This window comes from Limosilactobacillus difficilis, assembly GCF_947387495.1.
In the GTDB taxonomy this organism is placed as follows: Bacteria; Bacillota; Bacilli; order Lactobacillales; family Lactobacillaceae; genus Limosilactobacillus; species Limosilactobacillus difficilis.
Genome location: NZ_CANDNU010000004.1, coordinates 56,096 through 75,380 on the forward strand (window position 1 = coordinate 56,096; position 19,285 = coordinate 75,380).

At 48.0% G+C, this 19,285-nt stretch carries 16 protein-coding genes; 8 read left to right on the top strand and 8 right to left on the bottom strand.

Annotation, left to right across the window (positions count from 1 at the left end):
* The first annotated feature begins 59 nt into the window (after positions 1-59).
* The 3 genes from QOR82_RS01575 to QOR82_RS01585 all read left to right on the top strand — a co-directional run bounded on the left by QOR82_RS01575 (position 60) and on the right by QOR82_RS01585 (position 3,843).
* A complete protein-coding gene (locus QOR82_RS01575; RefSeq protein WP_283583016.1) occupies positions 60-1,388 on the top strand; it encodes a hypothetical protein in 1,329 nt (442 codons plus the stop codon).
* Between the two features lie 11 nt (positions 1,389-1,399).
* Entirely contained in the window at positions 1,400-2,239 is an 840-nt protein-coding gene (locus QOR82_RS01580) for an NAD(P)-dependent oxidoreductase (RefSeq protein ID WP_283583017.1), read from the top strand.
* Between the two features lie 191 nt (positions 2,240-2,430).
* Positions 2,431-3,843 (top strand): MFS transporter, encoded by a 1,413-nt coding sequence (locus QOR82_RS01585; protein WP_283583018.1) that lies wholly within the window; start codon positions 2,431-2,433, stop codon positions 3,841-3,843.
* A gap of 126 nt (positions 3,844-3,969) precedes the next feature.
* Here QOR82_RS01585 and QOR82_RS01590 read toward each other — a convergent pair whose 3' ends face one another.
* From QOR82_RS01590 to QOR82_RS01600, 3 genes are all read right to left on the bottom strand, one after another.
* Complete coding sequence (locus QOR82_RS01590; protein ID WP_283583019.1) at positions 3,970-5,433, bottom strand: glycoside hydrolase family 1 protein; 1,464 nt, start codon at positions 5,431-5,433, stop codon at positions 3,970-3,972.
* Between the two features lie 16 nt (positions 5,434-5,449).
* Complete coding sequence (locus QOR82_RS01595; RefSeq protein ID WP_283583020.1) at positions 5,450-6,358, bottom strand: ROK family protein; 909 nt, start codon at positions 6,356-6,358, stop codon at positions 5,450-5,452.
* Between the two features lie 94 nt (positions 6,359-6,452).
* Positions 6,453-7,841 carry an MFS transporter gene (locus tag QOR82_RS01600; RefSeq protein ID WP_283583021.1) on the bottom strand — a complete coding sequence of 463 codons (1,389 nt, stop codon included), beginning with the start codon at positions 7,839-7,841 and terminating at the stop codon, positions 6,453-6,455.
* A 328-nt stretch (positions 7,842-8,169) separates the two neighbouring features.
* On the opposite strand from QOR82_RS01600, the gene yicI reads away from it, so the two are divergent.
* Positions 8,170-10,458, top strand: coding sequence for an alpha-xylosidase (gene yicI, locus QOR82_RS01605; protein WP_283583022.1), 2,289 nt, complete (start codon positions 8,170-8,172; stop codon positions 10,456-10,458).
* Positions 10,459-10,631: 173 nt separating this feature from the next.
* Here yicI and QOR82_RS09475 read toward each other — a convergent pair whose 3' ends face one another.
* On the bottom strand, positions 10,632-11,954 hold the full coding sequence (locus QOR82_RS09475) for a glucosaminidase domain-containing protein (protein ID WP_408612900.1): 1,323 nt from the start codon (positions 11,952-11,954) through the stop codon (positions 10,632-10,634).
* A gap of 260 nt (positions 11,955-12,214) precedes the next feature.
* On the opposite strand from QOR82_RS09475, the gene QOR82_RS01620 reads away from it, so the two are divergent.
* Positions 12,215-12,907, top strand: coding sequence for a DUF554 domain-containing protein (locus tag QOR82_RS01620; protein WP_283583023.1), 693 nt, complete (start codon positions 12,215-12,217; stop codon positions 12,905-12,907).
* A gap of 52 nt (positions 12,908-12,959) precedes the next feature.
* Here QOR82_RS01620 and QOR82_RS01625 read toward each other — a convergent pair whose 3' ends face one another.
* Entirely contained in the window at positions 12,960-14,366 is a 1,407-nt protein-coding gene (locus QOR82_RS01625; RefSeq protein WP_283583024.1) for an amino acid permease, read from the bottom strand.
* A 183-nt stretch (positions 14,367-14,549) separates the two neighbouring features.
* Positions 14,550-15,413, bottom strand: coding sequence for a prephenate dehydrogenase (locus tag QOR82_RS01630; protein ID WP_283583025.1), 864 nt, complete (start codon positions 15,411-15,413; stop codon positions 14,550-14,552).
* Between the two features lie 129 nt (positions 15,414-15,542).
* Between QOR82_RS01630 and QOR82_RS01635 the strand changes: the two genes are divergently transcribed.
* A complete protein-coding gene (locus tag QOR82_RS01635; RefSeq protein ID WP_283583026.1) occupies positions 15,543-16,097 on the top strand; it encodes an RBBP9/YdeN family alpha/beta hydrolase in 555 nt (184 codons plus the stop codon).
* A gap of 76 nt (positions 16,098-16,173) precedes the next feature.
* On the opposite strand, the gene QOR82_RS01640 is transcribed toward QOR82_RS01635, so the two are convergent.
* Together QOR82_RS01640 and QOR82_RS01645 are read right to left on the bottom strand one after the other, a co-directional pair.
* Positions 16,174-16,593: a helix-turn-helix domain-containing protein gene (locus QOR82_RS01640; protein WP_283583027.1), complete on the bottom strand. Its 420-nt coding sequence runs from the start codon at positions 16,591-16,593 to the stop codon at positions 16,174-16,176.
* Positions 16,594-16,675: 82 nt separating this feature from the next.
* Entirely contained in the window at positions 16,676-17,269 is a 594-nt protein-coding gene (locus tag QOR82_RS01645; protein WP_283583028.1) for an LURP-one-related/scramblase family protein, read from the bottom strand.
* A 160-nt stretch (positions 17,270-17,429) separates the two neighbouring features.
* On the opposite strand from QOR82_RS01645, the gene QOR82_RS01650 reads away from it, so the two are divergent.
* Both QOR82_RS01650 and pta read left to right on the top strand, forming a co-directional pair.
* The gene (locus QOR82_RS01650; protein WP_283583029.1) at positions 17,430-18,122 is read left to right on the top strand and encodes a uracil-DNA glycosylase; all 693 of its coding nucleotides are present in this window, start codon (positions 17,430-17,432) and stop codon (positions 18,120-18,122) included.
* A gap of 15 nt (positions 18,123-18,137) precedes the next feature.
* Positions 18,138-19,115 (top strand): phosphate acetyltransferase, encoded by a 978-nt coding sequence (pta, locus tag QOR82_RS01655; protein ID WP_283583030.1) that lies wholly within the window; start codon positions 18,138-18,140, stop codon positions 19,113-19,115.
* The last annotated feature ends 170 nt before the right edge of the window (positions 19,116-19,285 follow it).

Genomic DNA, 19,285 nt, shown 5'->3' on the forward strand with positions numbered 1-19,285 from the left:
TTTTCAAACAAAAATTTTTTAGTTCATACCCTAATTGAGAGGAGTTGCCAGTCTTGACAATGAAAGTTTTATATTTGCCAGTCGCCCGGTTGACATTTGACGTTAATTTAGCTGAACAAATGTTTAAAGAGAGCAAGCAGGCCTTGGTTAATTTACCTGGCATAGAGTTATCGGCACCTGATGAATTATTGAGTGACCCGGTGAAGTTGGATAACTTCATTAGTCAAGCTGGCCAGCACTGGGATGCAGTCGTCTTCCAGGATATTACCTTTGTTGATGGACAATTTATTAGTCAAACGATTGATTTGGTGAACGCTCCGGTGATCATTTGGGGGCTTCGCGAAGATCTTGAAAACGGGGGACGTTTACGGCTCAACACTTTGACGGGGGTCATGAGTACGGCTAATACTCTAATGGTTAATCATCGTCAATACTGTTGCTTAATTGGCAATCCGGATGAAGACCAGACGGTGATAAAGCTAAAGTCTCTTTTAAAAGTAGTGGCGGTCTATCGTCGCCTTCATGGTATGCACCTAGGCGTCGTTGGTAAATATCCTGCTGGCTTTTATTTTTCCGATGCGGACAATCAGTTGATCCATGATACATTTGGCGTTTCGCTGTTTCAATATGAACTCGCCGATTGGTTGAAACAGGCCGAGACCGTTAGCACACAAGCTTACCAAAAAGAGATGGACTTTGCCAAAGAAAGGGTAGTCGGCCTCAACCCGGCAGATGAGACGGTCAAACGTTTTGCCCAGTTCACTGCCGTTGCGAAACACTATATCCAAGAAGATCATCTAAGCTCATTAGCAATGCGTTGCTGGCCTGACTTTTTTACTGCCTTGCACGCCGCACCTTGTGGGATCTTTTCTCAATTGACGGACCAGCAATTCCCAACGGCGTGCGAGCATGACATCCATGGATCCTTATCGATGTTTATCCTGCAAGAATTAACGACTAGTGCTCCTTATCTAGGTGATATCGTCAATTGTTTCCCCGAACGCAATGAAATTGTAATGTGGCACTGTGGTTTTGCAGCCTTCTCGTTAGCTAACAAGCGAACGAGAGCTCGTGCCGGAGTGCATCCTAACCGAAAAATCGGTTTAGCCATGGATTTTGGTCTTAAGCCGGGGAAGGTCACATTGCTACGCGTTAATTTTACCGGGGACGGTTACCGGTTGATAACCTTAAGCGGAACGGTTCTAGACCGCGCTAACGCCTACCAGGGGACCAGTGCACAAATTAAGCTGGATTGTGATGCGGAAGCGTTTTTAAAGACGGCGATTGCCCAAGGCTATGAACCCCACTTTGCATTAGCTTACGGGGACGTGGTTAAAGAAGTAGCCGAGTTAGGAAGTTTATTACAATTGCCAGTTATTCAATATTAGGGGGATGCATCATGAAAATTGGTTTTGTAGGCTTAGGAATTATGGGCAAGGCGATGGCTGACAATTTGACTAAGCAGAGTGGTCAGCCGGTATATGTCTATGACCATCACCAAACAAATATTGACTGCTTAGTTCATCAGGGTGCACATGCTTGTGCCAGCAGCAGGGAAGTCGTTAAAAACGCTGACGTGATCTTCACTTCAGTCCCGACGGCAGCGAGTGTTGCCGAGGTCCACGCAGAAGCTTATCCCGTCATTAAACAGGGGCAGATTTTTGCTGACCTGAGTACGATTTCGCCAAAGGATTCTGTGGCACTGGGCAAGAAGTTAGCAGAACATGGCGCCATCTTCCTGGACGTGCCCGTCGTAAAGTCGAAGCAGCAGGCAATCGACGGGACACTGGGGATTTATGTTGGTGGCCCGAAAGCCAGTTATGAACGAATAAAACCGTTACTTGAGATTTTGGGGTCGGACATCAACTACGTCGGTGAAGCTGGGAAGGGAATCACCATGAAAATCCTCCATAACATGCTCGTGGGCGAGATTCAAAATGGGGTGAATGAATTAATGTTATTGGCGGAAAAAAATGATATTAATTGGCAGACCTTTTTGCAGGCGATCTCGATCGGTGGGGCGAATAATTTCTATCTGCAAACGAAGGCGGAGAATATCGGCAAACGAAATTTTGCGACCGCCTTCTCCGTTAAGAACATGAGGAAAGATGTCAAGATTGCTCAACAACTGGCTCAGGATGCCAAGCTGAACTTACCTGGCATTAATCTGGTCAATGATGTTTATCGCGATGCCGTTAACCACCAATTGAGTGATCTTGATTTTTTCGGCGTCATTTAAGGAAGTTGAGCGTCGCGCTAATGGTAAAAATTAACGGTCCAATATGAAGAGACTCTCCGCATAAAATGCGATGCAAAGCCCTCGTGGTTATGGGATGACTATGTGATTATCGGATTTTAATCAATAACTATTGTGATAAACTTTTTAACATTTTAACTGGCAACTAATGCATTTTATCAAGGGAGAGCTTCATGGACACCAGCAAAGATAATTTTCCCAAAGTGCTTAGTCTTCGCGAAAAAGTCGGATACGGTTTGGGAGATTTTGGTTATAATGTCGTCTTTGAAATGGGCCAATTGTATTTATTAAAATACTTAACTGATACCATTAAGATCGCACCGGCGATCGCGGGCGGGGTTTTTGTTGTTGCTAAGGTCTGGGACGCCTTTGCTGATATTACTGTCGGAACCTGGGTCGATAATCGCCGCCACATTGGCGCCCGCGGCAAATTTCGGCCATTTATCTTGTGGGCTGCCATTCCGATGGTGTCATTGCTGATAGCTAATTTTTCCATTCCGAATTTCACCATGACTGGCAAAATCGTTTGGGCCTATGTTTCTTACATGATTTTTGGAACTGTCTATAGCATTTCTAACATTCCCTATGGTTCGATGCAGCCAACAATGACGAAGAACAGTGAAGAACGGTCGCAACTAGCTTCGTGGCGCAACATCGGTTCCAATTCCGGGCTATTATTGGATAATGTAGCCTTCATGCCGATTGTGATGATGCTCCCGACCCAGCAAGCGGGTTATACGGTCGGGGTGATTATCTTTGCTATTATTGGGGTGATTGCTCAGTGGCTTTGCTATTTCAACATCAAGGAAAACTACACTAGCAAAGCCTTGTCCGACAAACAGTCAATTCGGGAAATTTTCCACGGTTTTAAGGCCGTCTTCCATAACGGGCCTCTATTGATTTTATGTCTAGTCAATTTTTGTACCTTTTCAGCTTATAACGTAAAATTAGCTGTTCAATTTTACTTTGCCCAGTACGTACTTCATAACATCAAAATTGTTTCTTATATGAGCTTTTTTACGATTGGCTGCTCAATTATTGCCGCAGGGGTAATGCCACAGCTGACGAAGCTTTTTGGGAAGAAAAAGGTGTATATCCTCGGCGGACTTATCTGGGTAATCGCTGATACTATTGGCTTCTTTTGGGTCCATACTGGTCTTTCCTTTGCGATCTTAATGAGCATTGCCTTTTTCGGGAATGGGATTATGACGGCCCTCAATTGGGCTTTGATCTCGGACGTCATTGAGTATGGCGAGTGGAAGACTAATATACGCGCCGAAGGAATTACCTATTCGTCCTACACCTGGTTTAGGAAAATTGCGACGGCAGCAGCTGGCTTTATTCCGGGATATGTACTTTCAATCGTTGGTTATGTTCCTAATCAAGCGCAGACGGCGCAAGCGTTAATGGGGATTAGGGGGGTTACCTATCTCTATCCAATTGCGATGTCAATTATTGCGATTCTTTTGATGCTGGCTTACCCCATTACAGAAGCCAAATATGCTGAAATTATTGATGATTTGCGAAAACGCCATGTGCAAAACGGAGATAGCACGGTGGCCGATCCGCTGACTCGACCTCGGTGAAGGCAAAATTGATGAAAGCAAAAGGGAGACGAATGAATCTATTGGATTCATCCATCTCCCTTTATTTTTCATAAAAACTAGCCAGGCTTCCAGACGCCCGACCGTTGATCGACGAGTTCTATAACCTTAGTCGAGTTCCTGACCATTGCTCTTGATCACCCGTTGGAACCAATAATAAGAATCCTTCGGCGTGCGCTTCATCGTCCCGCTACCGTCATCATGCAGATCGATGTAGATGAGGCCGTAACGTTTGGACATCTGCGAAGTGGAATTAGAGACCATGTCGATCGGAGCCCAGACGAGGTAGCCGATGACGGAAACCCCATCCTTGATCGCTTCCTTGGTTGCCTTGATGTGGGAACGGAAGTAGGCGATCCGGTAAGGGTCGTGAACAACCCCATCGGCACCGACTTTATCTGTCGTCCCCATCCCGTTTTCGACGATGAAGATCGGCTTTTGGTAACGATCCCAGAGTTCATTCAGGGACATCCGTAGGCCATCAGGGTCAATTGACCATTTCCATGGTGTTTCTTCCAGGTAGTCATTATGAACGTGTTCACAGTTGCTAGCAAATCCTGTCTGGCCTTCCTTAGCGGCAGTGACGTCCGAATGGTAGTAGCTGATACTGATAAAGTCAACCGGGTACTTCTTGATGATCATCTGATCGTCCGTCGCCATCTTGATGTGGATGTTGTGATCAGCAAAGTAGCGGTTCATGTAGTTTGGATACTCGCCGCGGACCTGAACGTCGGTGAAAAAGAGGGTTAGCTGGTTTTCCTGCTGAGCAGCAAGGGCGTCCTTGGGATTCGGCGTAGCCGGGTAGGTAATGGCCTTGGCCAGCATGCAGCCCATTCGACAGGTCGGATCCACTTCGTGTAGGTACTTGGTAGCCAGGGAGCTGGCAACAAATTGATGATGCAGGGCCTGGAAGCGACGTTGCAGTTTTTCGTCTTCCGTGGTTAGGTCTTCTTCGGTTGCACCGGTTTCGTGGAAGCCGGTCAGACCGGTGTTGATTTCGTTAAAGGTCAGCCAGTATTTAACTTGGCTATGGTAGGCATCGATGATCGTCTTGGCATAGCGCAAAAAGTCGTCGATTGCCTGCCGACTAGCCCAGCCGTTGTACTTCATTGTTAAACCAACTGGCATTTCGTAATGAGAAATTGTCACTACTGGTTCAATGCCGTATTCGTGCATCGTTTGGAAGACGCGACGGTAAAAATCAAGGCCGGCTTGGTTCGGCTGCGCTTCGTCACCGTGGGGGAAGATTCGGGACCAGGCAATTGAAATTCGGAAAGCCTTTGCCCCCATTTTGGCGATCAGCTTGATATCTTCTTGGTAGTGATGGTAGAAGTCAACCCCGCGTCGCTTCGGATAATTATCCGCACTGGGATCATCAATCGCTTCCTGCAGGGATTGACGAGTAGCATTGTCGAGCGTGTCGGCAATCGAACCGGTGCCGGCCCCTTTGATACAGCCGGAGTCGGATAACTGCTTGCCGTCGATGTTCCAAGCTCCTTCGATTTGGTTGGCGGCAGTTGCACCACCCCAGAGGAAGTGTTTAGGGAAAGTTTCTGGATTATTTTGGTACATTGGATGAATCCTCCTGTTAAATTTCGTTGTTGACTCTCAATAAGAGATTGTATAAGGCACCGTAAAGGTTTGCGTCATTATGGAAGTGGGCAGTGACAACTTCTGGATGGCTGATGGTGGCTTGGCGTTTTACCATCTTTTTTAGATAATGGTGGATTCGCTTGGCAACGATCGGCTGTGCTGAAATGCCCCCGCCGATGACGTAACGCTGAACATCGATGATGGACTGGATGGCAAAGATCATTTCGGCAATTTGCCGACAGTAGTTGTTAAAGACTTTCTTGGCAAACTTCTTGCCCTTTTTGATTTTCTTAAAAGCACGCAAGCCGTCGCCGGTGTCAAAACCGTAGTGCTTAGCGATTTTAGCAACCATTTTAACGGCCGACCCGTTAATTCCGTAATTGTTATTCACAATATCATTAGGAGCGCCGTAGGAAGGTAGGAAGCTGAGCTCACCAGCTTGGAAATGAGTACCCCGGTAAAGGTGACCATCGAGGATCAGCCCGCCGCCGACACCGGTGCCGAGTACGACCGCCGCCCCGTTGTCGATACCGTGGAGGTTACCCAGCCAGAGCTCGGAAAGGGCAGCACACTTGCCATCATTTTCAACGGTGACGATCAAATCGTTGCCAAAATGCTGATGGATTGTTTCCGGCAGACTCAGTTTGTCGAGGAAGGTCAGGGCACCGCCATAGTAGATTCGGCCGTCATGGGGATCGATTTTGCCCGGTGCACAGATGGCAACCCCCTTGATCTGGCTGACATATTGACTGACGAGGGCGAGAATCTGTTTGACAAAGGGATCGAGTTTTTGCGGCGTCGTAACCTTGCCGCGACTGATGATTTGGCCAGCGTGGTCCATTAAGCCGAACTTGATGCTGGAGCCGCCGATATCAATGCTGAGATATTTTGAAGTTGTTGTCATGGATCTTGCTCCTTATTTTGATAAAAAGGGAACCCAGAAAAGGTGCTTAGCTTCTGGATTCCCTTGTTTTCGAATTTACTTAATTCCGTTTTGTTTACTTGTTGTCTTCAGCGTTTTCCCGCAGGTGCTTCTTACGCAGATCACTTTGCATCTGGCCTTCGAAGGAGTCAACCTTGTAGAAGATCAGGGCAATAGCTGAAAGGGCGAAACCAATAATTGGAACCCAGACGTAGTTAGCAGTAATGGCGTTCAATGAAGAAGCGGTTTGGGCGTGGTTAGCAACGTAACCACCGGCATTCAGGATCCAACCGGTGATGGCACCACCGATCCCCATCCCGAACTTCGCACTAAAGCTTGAGAAGGAGGTAACGATCCCTTCGGCACGCACACCGTTCTTCCATTCACCGTAGTCAACAGAGTCGGCAAGCATAACGGCAATCAGACCTGAAACTAAACCAGTACCAAGGTTAACAACAATGTTGGCAGCAACGATGACCCAAACGTTCAGGGTCTTAGCACCGATTGCCATCAGCAATTGACCAAGGATGGCAACAAGCATCCCAGTCAGCATGGTGTTCCGCTTACCGAAGCGCTTGGAAGCCCATGGCGTAATGGCAACAGTCAGCAGGGCAGCCAATTGCAGACCCAGCATAATGGAAGTCAGCCAAGCAGCGTGCATGTTGTACTTGAAGAAGTAAACGGCAACTTGGTTCCGTGTTTGCATCCCCAACCAGTAAATGAAGTTGATGAAGATGATAACAGCCCATGGCCAGTTGTGCTTCAAGGCCTTCAGTGAAGTCTTGATTGGCAAGGCCTTTTGAGAGTTCTTGGTTTGAACCCGTTCACGCGTGTTAGCAAAGGTGTTCAACAAGATGATGGCACTCAAGATCGCCATGATCAAAGTAGTAAGGAAGAACCCTTTCCGTTGGTCGCCGTGACCCAAAGCTTGAACCAGTGGCAAAGCGACGACGGAAATAATCGTCCCACCGGCAGTCCCGAAGAATTGACGGATAGTAGACAGAGTAACACGTTCGTTTGGATTTGGCGTTAAGTTTGGCAGGACGGACGTGATTGGGATGTTAACTGATGAATAGAGAACATCGACACCGATGTAAGTGATGTAGGCCCATACGATCTTACCTTGGACGCTAATGTTTGGCGTCGTGAAGGTTAAGACACAGAAGATAGCATACGGAATACTGAACCATAACCAGTAAGGACGGCTCTTGCCCCAGCGGGTGTGGGTGTGGTCAATCATGATCCCCCAGAAAGGACCATCGACGGCATCAACCAACCGGGCAACCAGGAACAGCGTCCCAACGACGGCTGCGGAAATTCCGAAGGCGTCGGTGTAGAAGTACATTAAGAAGTTTGAAATTAAACCAAATGATAAGTTACATGCAAAATCACTAGCTGCGTAACTGATCCGCTCAGGCCAGTGGACGAAGTTAGTTTTTTCTACATCAACATTGGCTTTATCCATAGTAATCACTCTCCAAAATTAAAGCATTTAACAATGTAGATAGAAGAAATAACAATTGCCTGTCAATGTTAGTTGTTCTCTTACACCAACTTATGATACTCCATTTTGGCGATAATGCAAGGGCTTTCTTGTAATCGTTTGCACATTTCCCTAATTTCTTAGCTTTAGATTTTTTCTTTCCTTTACAGAGGCACTCTTTAAAAAATTAATGAAATAAAAACCAATAGGGGGTTGACTTTTTCACCGGTTAGCGCTTACAATTTGAAGCGTCAAGTTAGTTGGTTCTTAATAACAACTTATTGATTCCTAGTTTAGGAGGAAGACAAATATGAAATTTACTAATGGCCTCTGGCTGGTACGGGACAACTTCTCAATCCAGTCACCACATGAAGTTTATGATTACCATTTAAATGATGACCAAACTAAAGCAACGTTGTTTGCACCATACGCCGTTGTTACCAACCGTTCACAGATGAACGACCTGGGTGGGACGACGATCGATGTTACCTCACCGCAAGAAAACATCATCGGTATCAAGCTGACCCACTTTGATCAGCTGCCGAAAGGCCCATCATTCCACTTAAATGATGCCAAGAAGAAGTTGGCAGTCAAGAAGGAAGACCAGAGCGTTAGCTTCACTTCCGGCAAGTTGACAGCCCAGTTCTCTTACGGTAACAAAGCTCCATTTGACATTAAGTTTTTCGGTGATGGCAAGCTGCTGACCGAATCAGTTGATGGCATGGAAGGCGAAATCAAGGATACCAAGAACCACAAGCATTACATGCGGGAAGCTTTGAACCTTGACGTCAACGAAAATGTTTACGGCCTGGGCGAACGGTTTACCAACTTTGTCAAGAACGGCCAATCTGTCGACATTGTCAACAAGGATGCCGGGACTGGTAGTGAGCAGACTTACAAGAACATTCCATTCTACATGACCAATCGCGGCTACGGGGTCTTTGTTGATCAGCCTGAAACGGTTTCCTTCGAAGTTGCTTCCGAATACAACGACAAGGTTCAATTCTCCGTTGAAGGCGAAAGCATCCAATACTACATCGTCTACGGGCCAACTGCTAAGGATGTGCTCGGCCGTTACACCTTGCTGACCGGTCGTCCGGCATTGCCGCCTTCCTGGAGCTTTGGCCTCTGGCTGACTACTTCCTTCACCACTGACTACAGTGAAAAGACGGTTCTGAGCATCATTGATAAGATGAAGGAAAACGATGTTCCGTTGGACGTCTTCCACTTCGACTGCTTCTGGATGAAGGGCTTCGAATGGACTAGCTTCGAATGGGATAAGGACATGTTCCCAGACCCAGAAGGTCTGATCAAGAAGATTCATGACCGGGGGATCAAGGTTTGTGTTTGGTTGAACCCATACATTTCCCAGAAGTCCCGGCTCTTCAAAGAAGCTCGCGACAAGGGCTACCTGATCAAGCGTCATGATGGTAATCCTTGGCAATGGGATCTCTGGCAACCAGGCAACGCCTTTGTTGACTTCACTAATCCGGACGCTGTTAAGTGGTACAAGGGTTACCTGCATGACCTGTTGAAGATGGGTGTCGACGTCTTCAAGACTGACTTTGGTGAACGGATTCCGGTCAAGGATGCTGTCTTCTATGACGGTTCCGACCCGAAGCGGATGCACAACTACTACACTTACCTCTACAACAAGGCCGTTTTCGAAGCAATCCAAGAAGTTCACGGCGAAAAGCAGGCTGCTGTCTTTGCTCGTTCCGCAACGGTTGGTTCACAGAAGTTCCCAGTTCACTGGGGTGGCGACAGCGACTCTCGCTACACTTCAATGGCAGCTTCACTGCGCGGTGGCCTGTCCTTCATGAGTTCAGGCTTCGGTTTCTGGAGCCACGACATTGGTGGCTTCAACGACCACTGTCCAGCTGACCTTTACAAGCGCTGGACGCAATTCGGTCTTTTGTCTACCCACAGTCGGTACCATGGCAGTACTGAATACCGGGTTCCGTGGCACTATGGTGAGGAAGCCGTTGCGGTTTCTCGCAAGTTCGTCAAGAACAAGCTTTCTCTGATGCCATACCTGTACTCACAGGCAGTGGCTACCCACGAAAGTGGTTACCCGATGATGCGGCCAATGTTCATGGAATTCCCTGACGATGCCTCGGCACAGTCACTTGGGACCCAGTACATGCTCGGTGACGACCTGTTGGTAGCACCGATCTTCAATGACCGTAGCGAAGCACACTACTACCTGCCAGCTGGTCACTGGACTAACACCCTGACGGGCAAGGACTATGATGTTGATGACGGTCAGTGGTTCGACGAGAAGTTTGACTACATGAGCCTACCGTTGTTGGCAAAGCAGGACTCGATCCTGTTGACCAACCCGAAGGCTGAACACGCTGAGTACGACTACCTCAGTGCTCCTGAAGTTCATGTTTATCAGCCGACTGAAGGTCACCACACCCAAGCCGTTGTTGATGAAAACGGCGAACGCCATGGTGAAATTACGGTTGACGTTAAGGATGGCAAGCTGACGATCGATGTTAGTGTTCTGAAGGCTTTGCCGACGCTGTACCTGCACATTGGCAGTGACGTAAAGAAGGTTGAACTGAGCGACAAGAAGCAGACGATTAGCCTGTAAAGCTTACATCAATAACTAAGTTAAAAAATGGCGGCCGCCGGAATCGATGGATTTCGCTGGTCGCCATTTTGCTGTTTTCAAAGAAATAGCCACAAGAAAAAAGCCAGCTGAAGTGGATGATTGAATCCATTTCAGCTGGCTATCTTTTATTTTGCGAGATTATTAATTCGAACTTAAACTTCACGATCCCAGGCATCTAAGCCGTAGCTTTGAATGATGTTGTTGAGACTCGTAGTGTAACTTGGGGCAGTGGCGTAACCATCGAGACGAATCTTGTAAGTGACATCCCGGTAGTTGCGGTCCCACAACAGGTTGCGATAACGGGAATTTTGTGCTAAGAAACGACCGTGGTCCAGGATACTTTCGGAGTTGTTACTGTAACGCCGGAAAGCAGCGTTAATGTAATAATAACCGCCACCGCCATATTCAGCAGTGCGCATCATGATGGATTGGCCATTGTAGCTACCTTTGATCCCAAAGAGGTTATGGCCTTCGGTGGCCAATTTAGATTGGCCCCAGCCACTTTCCAAGATTGCTTGGGCGGCGGTTAGAGAAGGCAAAACGCCAAATTGCTTCCAACCTTCCAAAGCGCCCTGCTTGATGCTAGCTAAAAAGGCTTGGTGGCCACTGAGACGGCTGGTTGCGCCACTGGCATCAGCCCAGTAGCTGTTGTAGCCATCGCTAAAGGCTTCGTTAGCGGCCATTCCACAGGAGTCTTTGAAGTAGTACCAGACACCGTTAATCTTTTGCCAATTTTTCAGTGCCCAGGCGTTTTGGTTATCGAAGTAGTACCAAACGCCGTTGATCTTTTGCCAACCAGTCTGGGCCCAAACGTTTTGCTGGTCAAAGTAGTACCAGTTGCCGGCCCCTGACTTGAACCAGCCCCGGTCGGCCCAGGTGTTGGTCGGGTCGAAGTAATACCAGTTATTGTTGATCCGTTGCCAATTTTTGTCCGCCCAGGCATTTTGGTTATCAAAATAGTACCAGTTACCGGCCCCTGACTTGAACCAGCCGCTCTTGGCGGTTCCGTCATCGTTAAAGTAGTACCAGTTCTTAGCGGCGGATTCATACCAGCCAGTATCTGCTGCACCGTCATTATTAAAGTGGTACCAGTGATTGTTGATTTGCTGCCAGCCGGTCTGAACAGCTCCGTAACTATCTCCTTGGTTCGGATTGAGGTAGTAGGTGGAACCGTTGATGGTTTGCAACCCCGTTTGTTTTTGGCCGTTGGCATAGTAGTACTTATTATTGTTGCTTTCTTGCCAACCTTGCTGGGTATTTGCCGTCAGGTCAGTGGTGTTTTTGTTGTAATTGTAATTATTATTGTTGTTGTCGTTTGATGCGACGAGCGATGAAGCTGCGTCGGTGGTAGCAGCTGGTTGATTATCAGCCGCCTGGGCGTTTTTGGCGCCCCACAGACCAATGCCGGCAACGAGTGCTACCGTCATTGTCAATAATTTATGATGCAAATTAACTTGGTTTTGTTTTCGATGCACTAAAATTTGATTTCCCTCCAGATAGTAAGCAAATCAATCTCATTCTTTCTTTCCATACACCAATTAAGTATAAAAAAGAGCGGGATGCTTCTCAAGGCCTCCCCGCCATTCATAACAACATTGTAACTGGAATGTTACTTGAATGTAATTAAGGAGGGACTGGTTGGTTTTGGGGGAAGGTTAAAATGGATTTGACGCGTGAAAAGCAACTCGGTTACACTGAAATGGTGAATAAATAGTTACTCTGTGGGGGGATTAAAATGATTGGCACCGTTGCCAATTTTTTGGCGATTTTAGTTGGAACGGCAGCGGGCTGTCTGATAAAAGGCGGTCTCAAGGAAAAATACGAAAAAGCGCTTTTTAGTTCAATGGGCTTGGCAGCTCTCGGAATCGGCGTTGAAAACGTGGTCAATAATTTACCGAAAAGTCGTTATCCGGTGATGTTTATTGTGAGCCTGTCGATTGGCGTGCTGTTGGGGACCTGGTGGGATGTTGATGGCCGCTTTAACCGCTTCGTCGAAAAATGTGGTGGCAAATCCGAACTGGGCAAGGGATTGACCTCAGCAATGCTGCTCTACTGTATCGGCGCCTTGTCGATCGTGGGACCGGTAATGGCGGCCGTAAAGGGTGATAATACGATGCTCTATACCAACGCGACGCTGGACCTGGTGACGGCAGTTGCTTTCGGCGCCAGTTTTGGTTGGGGGATGCTGGCGGCAGCTCCCGTGCTGCTGGTTTGGCAGGGAAGCATTTATCTGGTGGCGAAGTTTTTGTCAGCCAGTTTTTTTACGCAGCCATTGATAACGGAAATTGCGATTGTGGGTGGCTTTTTGATTGCCACCACCGGGATTTCACTGTTAAAGCTTCGGGATCTGAAGACGCTCAACTTTTTGCCGGCGTTGTTGGTTCCACTAGTCCTTTTTATTGTCAAAAATTTGACGGGATGGTTTTAAAAAGCAGCAGTGATTCGTCAAGAAGTGAATCGCTGCTGCTTTTCGTTATTAATTAATGGTTATCATTCAAACCGTGTGGCGTCCGACTGAGGCCCCAACGGTGAAGGTAGACGAGGGTAGCGATGATCAGGACCGCAGCCCCAACGGTAACAGATACCCGAGTGTCAGGGTTGATGAACATGAAAATCACAATTACGATTAACATGATGAAGGCAAAATAGTTTGACAGCGGGTATAGCGGCAACTTGAAGGGGTGGTTGCTCATCAGATCTGGGTTATTGCGCCGGAAACGCATTTCTGCCAGCAGGATCACAAACCACGGCACCATCCCGGGTAAAACAGAAGAACTGAAGACAACTACGAACATGTCGGAAGTGGACTTGTTAATTGCCGTCGCAATCAGGTCGAGGATAAACCCAATGAGGATCCCACCGGAAATCCCTAAGATCGCCGCGTTGGGGACGATTCGTCTGGACAAATGATTGAAGATCTTCGGGGCATCGCCTTCCTGCGACAGTTTCCACAGCATCCGACTGGAACTGTAAATCCCGGAGTTGGCACCCGAAAGAGCAGCGGTCAGGACAACGAAATTGATAATCGATGCGGCGGAGGTGATGCCGATCTTCGCAAAGGTTTGGACGAAAGGCGAACCAATGGCCGTCAACTTGTTCCATGGGTAAATGGTGACGATCACAAAGATGGCCCCGATGTAGAAAATCAGGATCCGAAAGAGGACGGACTTTACTGATTTGACGATCGCTTGCTGCGGGTTGGCGACTTCCCCAGCGGAAATACCGAGGAGTTCAATTCCTTCGTATGAACCCACGATGATTGACATTGAGAAGAAGAAACCTTTGACCCCGCCAGTAAAGAAACCGCCATGGGACCATAAGTTGGAGAAGCCGGTCGGGTGACCACCGTTGCCGATCCCGAAGAAGATGATCAGCAGGCCGAGGATAATCATTAAAATGATGGTGACGACTTTGATCATCGCAAACCAGAATTCCAATGATCCGTAGGCCTTAGCACTCGCCAAGTTAGCTAATACCAGCAGGGCGATGATTACCAGTCCAGCAATCCAAGTTGGTGACTTGGGCCACCAATATTGGAGATACTCGGTTGCAGCGATCACTTCGGACATCCCGACGACAATGTACTCAAAGACGTTGGCCCATTTGGCAAGGTAGCCGGCGAGGGGATGAACGTATTCCGTTGCGTAGTCGGCAAAGGAGCCGGTTCCGGGATTGATGTAAATCATTTCCCCTAACGAACGCATCACAATGTATAAGATAACCCCGACCAGGGCGTAGGCTAGCATTACTGATGGTCCGGTCCACTTGATTGTCGAAGTGGCACCCATGAACAGACCAACACCGATGGCCCCGCCGAGAGAGATCATTTCCATCTGACCAGCAGTCATTGACCGCTTTAGTTTAGGTTGACTTTGCTTCTCACTCATGTTGATTCCTCTTTACTTCAGAATTCGTGCACCTGGCAGCAAAATTACCAGGATGAATGCTCTAGAAAGGAACATTCAAACACAATTGTGCCAATTTTATTAAAAAAGAGGAACTTTTTCAAGGCCTGATGAGGATTAAATTAGCGAATTATTAAAAAGTGCTAATTGCTATGGCCAAAGTGATCATTGTTTGTCAGCTTGTTTGAGACCATCGCGAATTTGCTTAGCCTGGCTGAATAGTTGGAAAATAGAGTCCTTATCTGCGTCTTGGAGGGCTTGTTGCACCTTTTGAAGGGCATTGATATAATCTTGCAACTGTTCCAAAATATCAGTCCGATTATTAAGCAAGATGGCGGTCCATACTGTCGGATCGGAAGAAGCAATCCGGGTGATTGTTTTGAAGCCTCCGGCCGCTAGTTCGAGCGCGTGCGGGTCATCGCGGAAACTCGCAGCGGTTTGCTTCACCAAGGCCGCAGCAACGATGTGGGGCAAGTGGCTTAATTGAGCGACGATCTGGTCATGCTTTTTGGCACTGACGGACAGCCAGTGAGCATCTAGGCCGTACAGTAATTCTTGAATTCGGTACGCGGCGTTGAGATCTTGTGGTTGACAGACTTGGAAGTAGTAGGCGCCGGCAATTAAGTTGCCTCGCCCGGCCTGCACCCCAGATTGCTGGCTGCCCGCCATCGGGTGACCCCCAATAAAGGTGATGCCCCTTTCTTGGAGGGGCCGAGCAGCGGCCATGATGGACTGTTTGGTGCTGCCGACGTCGGTAATGATGACGTTCTTCTTGAGCTGTAAGGTAGCCAGCTTCTTTAAATCATCTTGGATAGCAGAAACGGGACTAGCAAGAATCACAAAGTCAGCATCGCTCACGCCTTGAAAATGATCGACTTCTTGATCGGCTAAATCATGCTGATGGGCATATTTTAAGGTGGCCGGGTTCGGATCGCTAATGATCAAACAGTCAGTCGGGTGAGCCGCTTTGATAGCTCGACCGAGGGAACTACCGATGAGGCCAAAGCCCTTGATAAAGATGGTTGCCAAAATGTTTACCTCCTGTTTTGCACGCTGAATTCTTATCCGAAATTATATGAGAGCTGCGATGGATAGTCAAAGCGCTTTGATGTGGTATCTTAGACTTAGTAGTAAATATTCAATAGTGGGGGTTAGATTATGACCAAGCAAAAAAAGGCCTACTTAATTCATGGTACGTCTACTCGCGACGATGACTGGTTCCCTTGGCTGGAGAAAGCAGCCCGGCCGCAAATTCAAGTCGAGCGGTTAAGCTTGCCGACACCTTTTAATCCGGAGCCTCAGCAATGGCAGGACGCTTGCGACAGCCAGATTCAGCCTGCTCCGGCGTTGACAATTGTTGCCCACAGTTTGGGCTGCGTCACCGCGCTTCGTTATGTGGAACGACATACAGAGCTAACGGGAGTGCGTTTGCTTTTGGTGGGGGCCTTTGCTGAGAAACTGCCAGCCTATCCAGAACTGGCTTCCTTTGTTCAACCAGCTCTTGATTATGACAAAATTCAGGAGCGCCTAGCAAAGGCTACCGTTATCTGTGCCCAGAATGACCCGATTGCTCCCTACCAGGACGGGGTTGCCGTGGCTCATGGGATTGGAGCCAAGTTGATCGTGCAAAATACGGGCGGCCACTTTCTGACTAGTGATGGCTATCGGTCATTCTCGTTGGCGCTTAAGGAATTGCGACAGCTCGTCCAGTGATAGCCGCAATAAGAGAATAAAAAAAGCGGCCCGCAACGTTTGGCTTTACCAGCGGTTGCGAGTCGCTTGTGTTTAATTAATCGTCATCTTCCAGTAATTTAGCCAAGGCTTTGCGGTCTGGCGTATCAGGGTCATTGAGATCCGTGAGAAGTTGACGGATGTCATCTGGCGTCGGTTCCCAACCTTCGATACAGGTAGTGCGAACGCCGACCTTCATTTGTTTGAACTGGTCCGGATCTTCGATTTTGACACCTTGAATCGTCTGGGCTTGATCGTCAATTTCGAGCTTAAAGTCAACGTCTTGGAGATCATCCAGCACTTCACCAGGATTGGAGTGGGTGATGACGGCGAGGGCATTGATCACTTTGACTGGCCATTCGACAACGGAAGTATTAAAGATCTTTTGCAGTTGAGCCTCGCTAAGATTTAATTCCTTGGCGACATCATCGATTGTGATATCGTTGATTTGCAAAAACTGTTTGATTGTTACCGTCATTGATGAATTCCTCCCTCAGCTATTTATCCCGTCTCTATTATTAATGTAATTTTGCCAAATGTCCACCTTAATCGGATAATAATTAATGTGAATTGAAACGGGAGTGATGAAGCTCGTCGACTAACTTATGAATTGCGAAATTGCAGGGAAATGTGGAACTGATCTTGCGGCCAAAACGCTGACGAAAGCGACTGATCAGGGGAGCTTTGTCACCGTTGTGCGACCAATGATTGAGAATGGTGGCTACCAAGATGGCGAGCGGTTCGTCGGCTTGATCATAAACTTTCAATTCGGCAACGTTGAGTCCGGTTTTGTCGACGGGAGCCAATGTCGCAATTAAACGCGAGCCCTGGAGAAAGCGGTAATGATTATTGATGCCGTTGCCGACGATCAACCAACTGATCCCTTGAATGTAGACGATCTCTTTCAAAAAGCCGAGAGACTTGCCAACAGTCCCGACGCGTTGGTGATTTTGATATAAGGCAAATTTGGGTGTGATACCCAACGAAAGCTGACGAACTTCAGCCAAGAGATCACCGCTCATGGTATAGAGGGAGAGCGCGTCATGACGAAACCCCCATTTGCCAGTTAACAGATAGATTTGCTGGCCATCCTGGTCGCAGATGACGGTGGCGCTGCTATCGGTGGCGCGGTCACGTAAATATAATTTTCGCATGGCATGACTTCCCTCCTCGGCTTGTTTCTTACATTTTACCAGGATCAGTTAATGTAAAAAACAAATCTGATCTTTTTTTGTTGGCAGCGTTACCATTTTTGATAACATCGCGATAATTCGCCATTAAGATATGATAAAATAGAAATTGAGGTGCTTAATTGTGAGAGAACTGATTAATAATGACTGGTGGCCGGTTTTAAAACCACAATTTGAATCGGCATACTATGCACAACTACATGATTTCTTGGTACAGGAATATTCCCATTACACCGTTTATCCGGAGATGCACCATATTTTTCAGGCATTTGAGTGGACTCCGTATCATAAGGTGAAAGTGGTGATTTTGGGACAGGACCCGTACCATGAACCAAACCAGGCGCATGGCTGCAGCTTTTCGGTTTTGCCGGGAGTGCCGGTGCCACCATCATTGCAAAACATCTATAAGGAATTACAAGCCGATTTGGGCTATCCGCCTGTCCACCATGGCTATCTCAAGCACTGGGCAGACCAAGGTGTCTTACTACTGAACTCAGTTCTCACGGTGCGAGCAGGTCACGCTTTTTCCCACCGCGGTCATGGCTGGGAACAGTTGACCGATGCCGCCATAAAAGCATTGTCGGATCGCCCTCAACCAGTGGTCTTTATCTTGTGGGGCCGGGCAGCCCGCAATAAAAAGGTGCTGATCGATACGAGTCGCAACATCGTTCTCGAATCAGCACACCCGAGTCCGTTATCGGCACATCGTGGTTTCTTTGGATCGCGCCCCTTCAGCAAGACCAATCGAGCACTGGAATCAATGGGGGAACAGCCAATCGACTGGCGACTTCCTGAACACGTTGAAGTACAGGATTAAAGGAGTAGACAGACAATGGATATTTTTGCACAAATGAAGGACCAATTAGCTGGTACCAACCGGACGATCGTCTTTCCGGAAGGTAGCGACCCGCGGGTTTTGACGGCGGCTTGCAAGCTCGCCCATGATGGTGTTTTAACTCCGCTGGTCTTAGGCCAGGCTGATGAAATTGCATCAGTGGCCAAACAGGAAGGACTGGATCTTAGCGGCGTGCAGCAGCTCGATCCGGCTCAGTACCCGGCCGCTGACAAGCAGGCGATGCACGATGCCTTATTAGAACGGCGTCATGGTAAGAACACGCCTGAACAAGTTGATCAGATGCTTGAAGACGTCAGTTACTTTGGAACAATGCTCGTCTACATGGGCAAGGTTGACGGGATGGTATCGGGGGCCGTGCACGCCACTGGTGACACGGTTCGGCCAGCCCTGCAGATTGTAAAGACCAAGCCGGGAATTCACCGGATCAGCGGAGCTTTCATCATGCAGAAGGGTGATCAGCGTTTCGTCTTTGCGGACTGCGCGATCAACATTGAATTGGATGCTCCGACGATGAGTGAAGTAGCTGTGCAAAGTGCCAAGACCGCTAAGCTCTTTGGGATTGATCCCCATGTTGCTTTGCTGAGCTTTTCTACCAAGGGCTCAGCAAAGGGCGAGATGGTCACTAAGGTGGCCGAAGCTGCGAAGTTGGCCAAGGAAGCTGCTCCTGATATTCCAATTGACGGGGAAATGCAATTTGACGCAGCATTGGTTCCAGAGGTTGCTAAGCTGAAGGCTCCGGGTTCACCGGTTGCTGGTAAGGCCAACGTCTTTATCTTCCCGAGCCTGGAAGCAGGTAACATTGGCTACAAGATTGCACAACGGCTGGGTGGTTTCACGGCCGTGGGACCAATCTTACAGGGCTTGAATGCCTCGATTGCCGACTTGTCTCGTGGCTGCGTAGCAGATGATGTCTACAAAGTTGCCATGATCACGGCTGCTCAGGTCGAGGACTAATTAAATTTCATTAACGGGGCTGGGAGAGCGTTGCTTTTCTGGCTCTTTGTCAATCGGTACTGATGATAAATTTTGGGAAAACTAGGCTATGCCACTAATGGCATTGGTCTAGTTTTTCTTTTGGGCAGATTTTTGATCATGATATTAGAATTTTTGAGAGCTAGAAGAAT

Bases quoted from the DNA above. Each gene is read 5' to 3' on its own strand.
- QOR82_RS01580 (WP_283583017.1), top strand. From the start codon at position 1,400: ATGAAAATTGGTTTTGTAGGCTTAGGAATTATGGGCAAGGCGATGGCT.
- QOR82_RS01635 (WP_283583026.1), top strand. From the start codon at position 15,543: ATGACCAAGCAAAAAAAGGCCTACTTAATTCATGGTACGTCTACTCGC.
- QOR82_RS01620 (WP_283583023.1), top strand. From the start codon at position 12,215: ATGATTGGCACCGTTGCCAATTTTTTGGCGATTTTAGTTGGAACGGCA.
- QOR82_RS01645 (WP_283583028.1), bottom strand. From the start codon at position 17,269: ATGCGAAAATTATATTTACGTGACCGCGCCACCGATAGCAGCGCCACC.
- QOR82_RS01575 (WP_283583016.1), top strand. From the start codon at position 60: ATGAAAGTTTTATATTTGCCAGTCGCCCGGTTGACATTTGACGTTAAT.
- QOR82_RS01640 (WP_283583027.1), bottom strand. From the start codon at position 16,593: ATGACGGTAACAATCAAACAGTTTTTGCAAATCAACGATATCACAATC.
- QOR82_RS01625 (WP_283583024.1), bottom strand. From the start codon at position 14,366: ATGAGTGAGAAGCAAAGTCAACCTAAACTAAAGCGGTCAATGACTGCT.
- QOR82_RS01600 (WP_283583021.1), bottom strand. From the start codon at position 7,841: ATGGATAAAGCCAATGTTGATGTAGAAAAAACTAACTTCGTCCACTGG.
- QOR82_RS01595 (WP_283583020.1), bottom strand. From the start codon at position 6,358: ATGACAACAACTTCAAAATATCTCAGCATTGATATCGGCGGCTCCAGC.
- QOR82_RS01590 (WP_283583019.1), bottom strand. From the start codon at position 5,433: ATGTACCAAAATAATCCAGAAACTTTCCCTAAACACTTCCTCTGGGGT.
- pta (WP_283583030.1), top strand. From the start codon at position 18,138: ATGGATATTTTTGCACAAATGAAGGACCAATTAGCTGGTACCAACCGG.
- yicI (WP_283583022.1), top strand. From the start codon at position 8,170: ATGAAATTTACTAATGGCCTCTGGCTGGTACGGGACAACTTCTCAATC.
- QOR82_RS01585 (WP_283583018.1), top strand. From the start codon at position 2,431: ATGGACACCAGCAAAGATAATTTTCCCAAAGTGCTTAGTCTTCGCGAA.